Source organism: Pseudomonas sp. JV245A (genome assembly GCF_032424515.1).
GTDB lineage: Bacteria > Pseudomonadota > Gammaproteobacteria > Pseudomonadales > Pseudomonadaceae > Aquipseudomonas > Aquipseudomonas protegens.
This window is the reverse complement of sequence record NZ_VYKE01000189.1, coordinates 1-8,302: the sequence shown is the minus strand read 5'-3', so window position 1 is coordinate 8,302 and position 8,302 is coordinate 1. Positions and strand designations below refer to the sequence as shown.

7 protein-coding genes are annotated in these 8,302 nt (G+C 66.1%); 3 read left to right on the top strand and 4 right to left on the bottom strand.

The genetic code is table 11. The features are described 5' to 3' along the window. From F6S12_RS28130 to F6S12_RS28120, 3 genes are all read right to left on the bottom strand, one after another. Positions 1-1,314 (bottom strand): efflux transporter outer membrane subunit (locus tag F6S12_RS28130; protein ID WP_315869576.1); only part of this gene is annotated, 1,314 nt, incomplete at its 3' end. Then, the gene (locus tag F6S12_RS28125; RefSeq protein WP_315869575.1) at positions 1,298-2,464 is read right to left on the bottom strand and encodes an efflux RND transporter periplasmic adaptor subunit; all 1,167 of its coding nucleotides are present in this window, start codon (positions 2,462-2,464) and stop codon (positions 1,298-1,300) included. The genes F6S12_RS28130 and F6S12_RS28125, both read right to left, overlap by 17 nt. After that, on the bottom strand, positions 2,454-5,675 hold the full coding sequence (locus F6S12_RS28120; RefSeq protein ID WP_315869574.1) for an efflux RND transporter permease subunit: 3,222 nt from the start codon (positions 5,673-5,675) through the stop codon (positions 2,454-2,456). Before F6S12_RS28120 ends, F6S12_RS28125 begins: the two co-directional genes overlap by 11 nt. A gap of 229 nt (positions 5,676-5,904) precedes the next feature. Between F6S12_RS28120 and F6S12_RS28115 the strand changes: the two genes are divergently transcribed. From F6S12_RS28115 to F6S12_RS28105, 3 genes are all read left to right on the top strand, one after another. Then, positions 5,905-6,309, top strand: coding sequence for a hypothetical protein (locus F6S12_RS28115; RefSeq protein WP_053157911.1), 405 nt, complete (start codon positions 5,905-5,907; stop codon positions 6,307-6,309). A gap of 32 nt (positions 6,310-6,341) precedes the next feature. Next, positions 6,342-6,752: a hypothetical protein gene (locus F6S12_RS28110; RefSeq protein WP_015635291.1), complete on the top strand. Its 411-nt coding sequence runs from the start codon at positions 6,342-6,344 to the stop codon at positions 6,750-6,752. Between the two features lie 123 nt (positions 6,753-6,875). Continuing rightward, complete coding sequence (locus F6S12_RS28105) at positions 6,876-7,892, top strand: YhcG family protein (protein ID WP_315869573.1); 1,017 nt, start codon at positions 6,876-6,878, stop codon at positions 7,890-7,892. A gap of 75 nt (positions 7,893-7,967) precedes the next feature. On the opposite strand, the gene F6S12_RS28100 is transcribed toward F6S12_RS28105, so the two are convergent. Next, a partial coding sequence (locus F6S12_RS28100; RefSeq protein ID WP_315869572.1) for a YkvA family protein occupies positions 7,968-8,302 on the bottom strand: 335 nt, incomplete at its 5' end.

The window sequence follows — 8,302 nt, the reverse complement described above, 5'->3', positions numbered from 1 at the left end:
TGCGGTCTGCGCCGTCACCACATCCAGATAACTCACTGCTCCGGCCTGATAGCTGTTCATCGCCAAGGTCTGCGTGTGCTCGGCAGCATTCACCGCCGCCTGTTGGTCCAGCGCTTCCTGGCGCAAATCCCGCAGTTGCCCCAGGTTATCCTCCACCTCGCGCACCGCCCGCAGCACTTGCCCACGGTAATGGGCGGCGGCTTCTTCGAACTCGGCGTGGGCCTGGCGCTCATTGGCGCTCAGCCGCCCGCCGTCAAAAATCGGCAGGTTCACCAACGGCCCCAGGGCCCAATAGCGATTGCCCGCCGCCAGCAGGTTGCCCACGCCCTGGGTCTGGCCACCGAGCATGCCGGTCAGGCTGAAATCCGGATACCAGGCGGCGCGGGCGATACCGATGCCGGCATTGGCGGCGTACACACGGCGTTCGGCGGCGGCAATGTCCGGCCTTCGTTGCAGCAGGGTGCTGGGCAGTTGCTGGGGAATGCTCGGCAGGCTCAAGAGTTGCGCAGAGGGCGCCAGGTGGAATTGGCTGGCCGGCTCGCCCACCAGTTCGCCGATGGCGTGTTCGGTGAGGTTGCGTTGGGCGCGCACTTCGTCCAGTTCGGCTTCGGCGCTAGCCAGTTGGCTCTGGGCCCGGGTCAGGTCCAGTTCCGAGGCGATCTGCCCCTGGTAGCGGTCGCGGGTCAGTTGCAGGGCCTGGGCGTAATCCTCCAGGGAGTGGCTGAGGATGCGGCTCTGGGCGTCCAGACCATTGAGTTGCACATACAGGCTCGCCAATTGTTTTTGCAGGCTCAGGCGCGCCGCTGCCAAGTCGTCGCCGGAGGCTTGGGCCTGGGCATCTCCGGCAGCCGCTTGATTGCGAATCCGCCCCCAGAGGTCGAGGTCCAAGCCCAGGGCAAAACCGGCGGTGTTGCTGTTGTATACCGAAGGCTGGGTGCTGCCGCGCAGCGGGCGGCTGTCCGACTGACGCTGGCGCAGCGGTTGGGCGCTGGCGCTGATCTGCGGGAACAGCCCGGCATGCAGTTGGCTGGCGTAGGCCTGGGCAGCGTCGTAGTGGGCCAGGGCCGCCGCCAGATCCGGGTTGGCTCGGAGCAGGCGTTGTTGCAGGTCATCCAACTGTGGGTCCTGGTACAGCCGCCACCATTGTTCGGCGAGCACCTGGGGCGCGGCGGCCGGGTGCCAGGGGCCGTCGGCGCTCTGTTCGCGATAGTGCGCGGGCAGGTCGATAGGCGGCACTTGGTACTGGGGGGCCAGGGAGCAGCCGTGCAGGGCCAGCAACAGCAGGGCGGCGAGGGGCTTAAGCCTTGGGCGCATGTTCGCCTCCCGCGTCCGCCAGTTGCACCAGATCACCTTCGCGCAGGGCGTCCGGCGGGTTGTCGATGACCTGGTCGGTCGCTTGCAGGCCCTGGTCGATCACCAGCCGTTCCCCCAGGTCCAGGCCGATATGGATGCTGCGCAGGTGCACGTGGCGGGAACCGTCGATCACCGCCACCTGGGTGCCCTGGGCGCGGAAGATCAGGGCGCTGGCGGGGATGCTCACGCCGTGGGTGTCGGCGGGAATCGCCAGGGTCGCCTCGGCATAGTCGCCGGGCATCAGCGCGCCGTCCGGGTTGGCGGCGACGAACTGCGCCAGCAGGGTGCCGGAGCGTGGGTCGATGGCGGTGGAATCGCCCAGCAGTTGCGCGCTGAAGTGCTGGCCAGGGTGCTCGGGCACGGTCAACTGCGCGTGCAGGCCGGGGCGGATCACGCTGGCGTAGTTCTGCGGAATCGGCACGTAGAGCCGCAGTTTGTGGGTGTCCGCCAGGTCGAACAGCTCCGGGTCGCTGTCGTTGTCGGCCTTGATCAACTGGCCGATATCGGTGTGGCGGGCGGTGAGGGTGCCGGCGAACGGCGCACGAATGGTCTTGTAGTCCTCCAGCGCCGAGAGCCGCGCATAGTCGGCGGCGGCCGCCTCGGCATTGGCTTTGGCGGCGGCTGCGTTGGAGGTCTTTTCATCGGCTTCCTGGCGCGATACCGAGTGGCTGGCCAAGAGGTTCTGCCAGCGCTCGGCGGTGGTCTGGGCCAGCCGGGCATTGGCTTGCTGCTGGGTCATCCGCGCCCGGGCCTGGGCCACTTGCTGGTCCAGGTCGGGGCTGTCGATATGGGCCAGTACCTGCCCGGCGGCCACGTGGGTGCCTATGTCCTGGGTCCAGTCCTTGAGGTAGCCGCTGACCCGGGCATGGATCGGCGCCTTGCTCCAGGCTTCCAGGTGCGCCGGCAGGCGCAGGGTGTCGCCCAGCACGTTGTGCTGCGGCTGGAACACCAGCACTTGCGGCACGGCGGCGGTTTCGGTCCAGGCAACGACGGCCCGTTCATGCCGGGTGCGCGCGGCCAGGCCGCTGGCCACCAGCAGGGCAGCCAGGCTCAGGCCGCCGATGCCCAGCAGCATCAGGCGTTTGCGCGAAGGGGTGTGATCAGGCGACATGGGTGTTTTCTCCAGCAACAGCGGATTGGGGACGGCGGCCGTGGACCAGGCTGAAGACCACGGGGACAAAGATCAGGGTGGCCACGGTGGCGAGGATCAGCCCGCCGATCACCGCGCGGCCCAGTGGGGCGTTCTGTTCCTCGGACAGGGCCAGGGGCAGCATGCCGATGATCATCGCCAGGGCGGTCATGCACACCGGGCGAAAGCGCGTGTAGCCGGCTTCCAGCGCGGCCTTGAGGGCATTGCCGTGTTCCGCCAGGCGCTCGCGGCAAAAACTCACCACCAGGATCGAGTTGGCGGTGGCCACCCCCATGCACAGGATGGCCCCGGTCAGCGCCGGCACCGACAGCGAGGTGCCACTCAAGAACAGCATCCACACGATCCCGGCCAGGGCTGCCGGCAGCGCGGTGATGATCACGAACGGATCGACCCAGGACTGGAAGTTGACCACGATCAGCAGGTAGATCAGCACCACCGCTCCCAGCAGGCCCAGGCTCAGGCCGCTGAAGGCTTCGTGCAGGGCGTCGATCTGTCCGTGCAGGCTGACCGTGGCGCCCTTGGGTCGCAGGGCCGCAGCGTCGTCCAGAACCTTTTGCATGTCGTGGGCCACGGCGCCCAGGTCGCGGCCCTGCACGTTGGCGTACAGGTCCAGGGTCGGCTGGATGTTGTAGTGGCTGACCACCGCCGGGCTCTCGACCCGGGAGATGTCCGCCAGGCCGCCGAGGATCTGCGACTGGCCGTTGCTGCCGGTGACCGGCAGCGCCTCCAGGGCCGGAAGGCTGTCCAGGCGGTATTGCGGGGTGGCGGCGACGATGGAATAGGACACGCCGTTCTTCGGGTTGAGCCAGAAGGTCGGCGCCACCTGGGAGCTGCCGGCCAGCGACGCCACCATGCTGTTGGTCACGTCGCGCTCGGTGATGCCCAGGCCATTGGCCCGCAGGCGATCGACCTTGACCTGCAAGGACGGGTAGCCGGTGGACTGCTGGATGCGCAGGTCGGCAATGCCCGGCACATGTTGCAGGCGCCGTTGCAGTTCCAGGGCGTAGGCGCGGTTGGCCGCGGCGTCGGGCCCGGAGATTTTCACGTCCAGGGGGGCCGGGGCGCCGAAGTTGAGGATCTGGCTGCTGATGTCTGCCGGCAGGAAGGCGAACTGGCTGCCGGGGAAGCTTTCCGGCAAGGCTTCACGCAGCTGTTTTACATAGTCGGCGCTGGGGGCGTGGCCGGGTTTGAGGGTGACCTGGATATCACCGTCCTGGGGGCCGATGGTGCCGCTGTTGCTGTAGGCCATGTCGATGCCGCTCAAGGGGATGCCGATGTTGTCGATGATGCTGTCCAGTTGCTCGGCCGGAATCACTTCGCGAATCCGCGCTTCGATGCGGTCGAAGGCCGCCGCGCTTTCCTCGATCCGCGTGCCCAGGGGCAGCCGCACGTGCAGGGCCAGGGCCCCGGCGTCGGTGGCGGGGAAGAAGTCCTGGCCCAGGCTCGGCAGCAGGGCGAAGGAGGCCAGCACGCAGGCAAGAAAGCCGAGGATGAAGGTCTTGCGCCGGCCCAGGGCCAGGTGCAGCAGGCCGTGGTAGGTGTCGCGCACGCTGGAGAAACGCGCCTCGAAACCCTGTTGAAAGGCCAATAGCCCGCGCACCAGGGCATTGCGCGGCTTGGCATGCTGTTCGCCTTCGTGATGGTTGATGAAGGCATCTTCCGGGTGATGCCCCGGACCTGCTTCCGGCGTATGGGGCTTGAGCAGGTACATGGCCAGTGTGGGCACCAGGGTCCGCGAGAGGATGAACGAGCTGGCCATGGCGAAGATCACCGCCAGGGCCATGGGCCGGAACAGGTAGCCGGCGATGCCCTGCAACAGGAACATCGGCACGAAGACGATGCAGATGCACAGCAGCGAGACGAAGGCCGGGCCGACGATCTGCTTGGCGCCGTCAAGGATCGCCACCTTCACCGCCTTGCCCTGTTCCAGGTGCCAGTTGATGTTCTCGATGGTCACGGTGGCGTCGTCCACCAGGATCCCCACCGCCAGGGCCAGGCCGCCCAGGGTCATCACATTCAGGGTCTGGCCGCTGAGCGCCAGCAGGGCAATGGCCGAGAGCACCGCCAGGGGAATCGAGGCGGCGATGATCAGTGTGGAGCGCCAGCTGCCGAGGAACAGCAGGATCATCGCGCTGGTCAGCAGGGCGGCGATGATGCCTTCCTGGGCCACGCTGCCCACCGACTGCTTGACGAACACCGAGGCGTCCCCCAGCAGTGAGGTCTTCAGCGCTGGCGGCAGGGTCTCATTGATGCGCGGCAGCATCTGGCGGATGCCGTCGACGATCGACAGGGTGGAGATGTTGCCGTTCTTCAGGGCCGGCATCAGCACCGCGCGGCGTCCGTCGACCCGCACGATGTTGGTCTGCGGCGGCGAGCCGTCGCGCACGTGGGCCACCTGGCCGATGGTGATCAGCGCGCCGTCCACGGTCTTGATCGGCAGGTCGTTGAGCTCCTCGATGGCGGTCGGGCTGTTGTTCAGCAGCACCGTGTATTCATCGCTGCCCAGCTTGGCGGTGCCCACCGGGATGATCTGGTTCTGCGCCGCCAGGGCATTGCCCACGTCCTGGGCCGACAGGCCCTTGGCGGCCAGGGCTTGCGGGTCCAGGTCGAGGGTGATCTGGCGCTGCTTGCCGCCCATGGGGGTGGGCATGGCCAGGCCGGGCAGGGCGCTCAGGGGCAGGCGGATGTTGTTCTGCACCAGGTCGCGGATCTTCGCCTCCGACAGGGTCGGGCTGGAAAACGCCATCTGCAGGATCGGCACCGTCGAGGCGCTGTAGTTGAGGATCAGCGGCGGGGTGATGCCCGGCGGCATCTGCTTGAGCACGGTTTGTGACACCGCGGTCACCTGGGCGTTGGCGGTGCGGATATCGACCCCGGGCTGGAAGAAGATCTTGACGATGCCCATGCCCGGCAGCGACTGCGACTCGATGTGCTCGATGTCGTTGACCGTGGTGCTCAGGGAGCGCTCGTAGGTGTAGATCACCCGCCCGGCCATGGCGTCCGGCGACAGGCCGTTGTACTGCCAGACCACCGCCACCACCGGGATGCCGATATCCGGGAACACGTCGGTGGGGGTACGCAGGGCCGCCAGGGGCCCGATGATGCAGATGAATATCGCCAGCACGATGAACGTGTAGGGCTTGAGCAGTGCGGTCTTGACCAGCCCGAGCATGCCGAAAACCTCCGAGGGAGTGGGGTTGCAAACCTCGGCAGCCTGCAGCGACCCACCTAACACGCGGCTTTCAGCCAGGTGAAGGAAGTTTTAGGTAAGGCCTGTATTTCCTTTCATGTGGATTCATTTGTTCTCGCACCGGGGCCTCGACAAGCTTGGTGGCCATCGGCGCAGGGGATTTTTCCGGGCCTGCGCCGCACTCATTACTGTCATTTGCGAGGTTTCGTCCATGTCCCTCAAACCCTTGTTGCTGCTGCCGGGCCTGGGCCTGGTGTGCCTGCTTTCGGCCTGTGCCGGGCCGCTGCCCAAGGCCGATCCGCAGCAGGCCTGGATCGATCTTGCTCCGGAGTCGCCGAACGACTTGCTGGCCGACAGCGTCGATGGCAAGCGCCTGAACGATGGCCGCTACTTCCAGGTCAGCCCCGGCCAGCACCGCTTGCAGATGGCTTTGCTGCAAGGGGCTAACGGCAACTCGGCGCAACCCGACTGCCTGGGGCGCCTGGACTATGCCGGGTTCCAGGCGGGGGGCCATTACCGACTGGTGGAGTCCAGCCAGGGCCAGGACGTCAGCGCCGAGCTGCTGGACGCCCAGGGCCGGCAGGTGGCCCAGAGCCGGCCGTTCAGTTGCCTGTAGGGCTTCTTTTTTCATTGCCAAGGTAGATTTTCATGACACTCAAACCGCTGCTGCTGATACCCGTCCTGGGCCTCGCGTGCCTGCTCGGCGCTTGCGCCGGGCCCATGCCCCGGCCCGATCCCAGCGAGGCCTGGATCGGCCTGCAGGAAGAGGCGCCCAACGACCTGATGGCCGAACGGGTGGACGGGCAGAAGATCGACGATGGTCGCTATTTCCAGGTCAAGCCCGGTGCTCACCGCCTGGACGTGACCCTGTTTGAAGAGAACGTCGGCGACTCCAACCAGCAAGACTGCGACGGCCACATCAGCTACGGCGGCTTCAAGGCCGGGGAGCATTACACACTGGTGGAGTCGAGCCTGGGGAACGAGGTGTCGGCGCGCCTGTATGACGCCAAGGGCAAGCAGGTAGCCAGTACCCACGACTTCAATTGCATGCCCGGCTGACGGGGCTGTTTACCGCGCTCAAACAAGGACATTTCGCTCACCACAAAGAGACGGGCCTGACTTCAGACCCATGGCGAGCCAGGGGATGATAGGGGCCTGTCTCCCAGCAAACGGGCGTGCGTCATGAAGCAAGAGGCTGAAGCGGCGATCTCTTCCACCGAAGTGGCATTTGGCGAAGTGGCGCAAATGATCACCGCCGCGCGGCAGCGGGCAGTGCGCGCGGTGAATACTGAACTGGTGGAGCTGTATTGGCAGGTCGGGGCCTATATCAGCCGCAAGATCGAGGCGGCGGAGTGGGGTGATGGCGTGGTCCGGCAATTGGCGGATTACCTGGCGCGGCAGCAGCCGGGCCTGCGGGGTTTTACCCGGGCAAACCTGTTTCGCATGCGCCAGTTTTATGAGGCCTATCGTGCTGACGAGAAAGTCGCACCACTGGTGCGACAATTGTCCTGGAGCCACCATCTGGTGGTGATGGGGCAGAGCAAAGGGCCCAGTGAACGTGAGTTCTACCTGCGCTTGGCGGTCCAGGAACAATGGTCACGCAGAGAACTGGAACGGCAGATCAAATCCGCGCTGTTCGAACGCACGCTGACCCGCCCGGCCAATGCCTCGGCAACCTTGACGCAGGCCCGTCCCGAGGCCCTGAAGGTCTTCAAGGATGCCTACATGGTGGAGTTTCTCGGCCTGGCCCAGGGGCATGGTGAAGCCGACCTGCATCAGGGGCTGGTGCGCCAACTCAAGGATTTCCTGATCGAGATGGGGCGCGACTTCTGCTTTGTCGCTTCAGGCTATCCGCTGCAGGTCGGCGGGCGCGATTTCGTCCTGGACCTGCTGCTGTTCCATCGCGGGTTGAATTGCCTGGTGGCCGTTGAGCTCAAGGTCGGGCGCTTCGAGCCGGAGTATCTGGGCAAACTGGACTTCTACCTGGAGGCCCTGGATCGCCAGGTGCGCAAGCCCCACGAGAATCCGGCCCTGGGTGTTCTGCTCTGTGCCAGCAAGCATGACGAGGTGGTGGAATATGCCCTCAACCGTTCCCTGTCACCGGCGCTGATCGCCGAGTACCGGACCCAACTGCCGGACAAGCAACTGCTGCAGGCCAAGCTGCAGGAGTTCTATGCCCTGGACACCCAGGCGCGGTGAGTCGGGCGGCCATGGTGTCCGGGGCGCTGCACTGCCTTGGTGAGTCGAATGCCCAGCCTGGCGCCGACCTCTGGCTCATTCCGACTCGCTGCCGAACCAGTCGGCCAGGCGCGCGCTGGCTTGTTCACGGACCTCGGCGTTGATGTGGGCGGCCACTGTCACCACTGAGCCGGTCAACAGGCCGAGGTCATCGACGTACCCGGCCCCGGGGATCAGGTCGGGGATGATGTCCAGCGGCAGCACGAAGTAACCCAGGGCGGCATAGATGGTGGTCTTGGCCCAGATCGGGGTTTGCGGCCGTTGCGCGGCGTAGTAGAGCCATAGGGCTTTCTGGATCAAGGCCCGGCCGATGCGCGAGGCGTAGCGGCCGATCTTGCGCCAGAAACAGAGTTCAAGGGACTGGGCGGTGG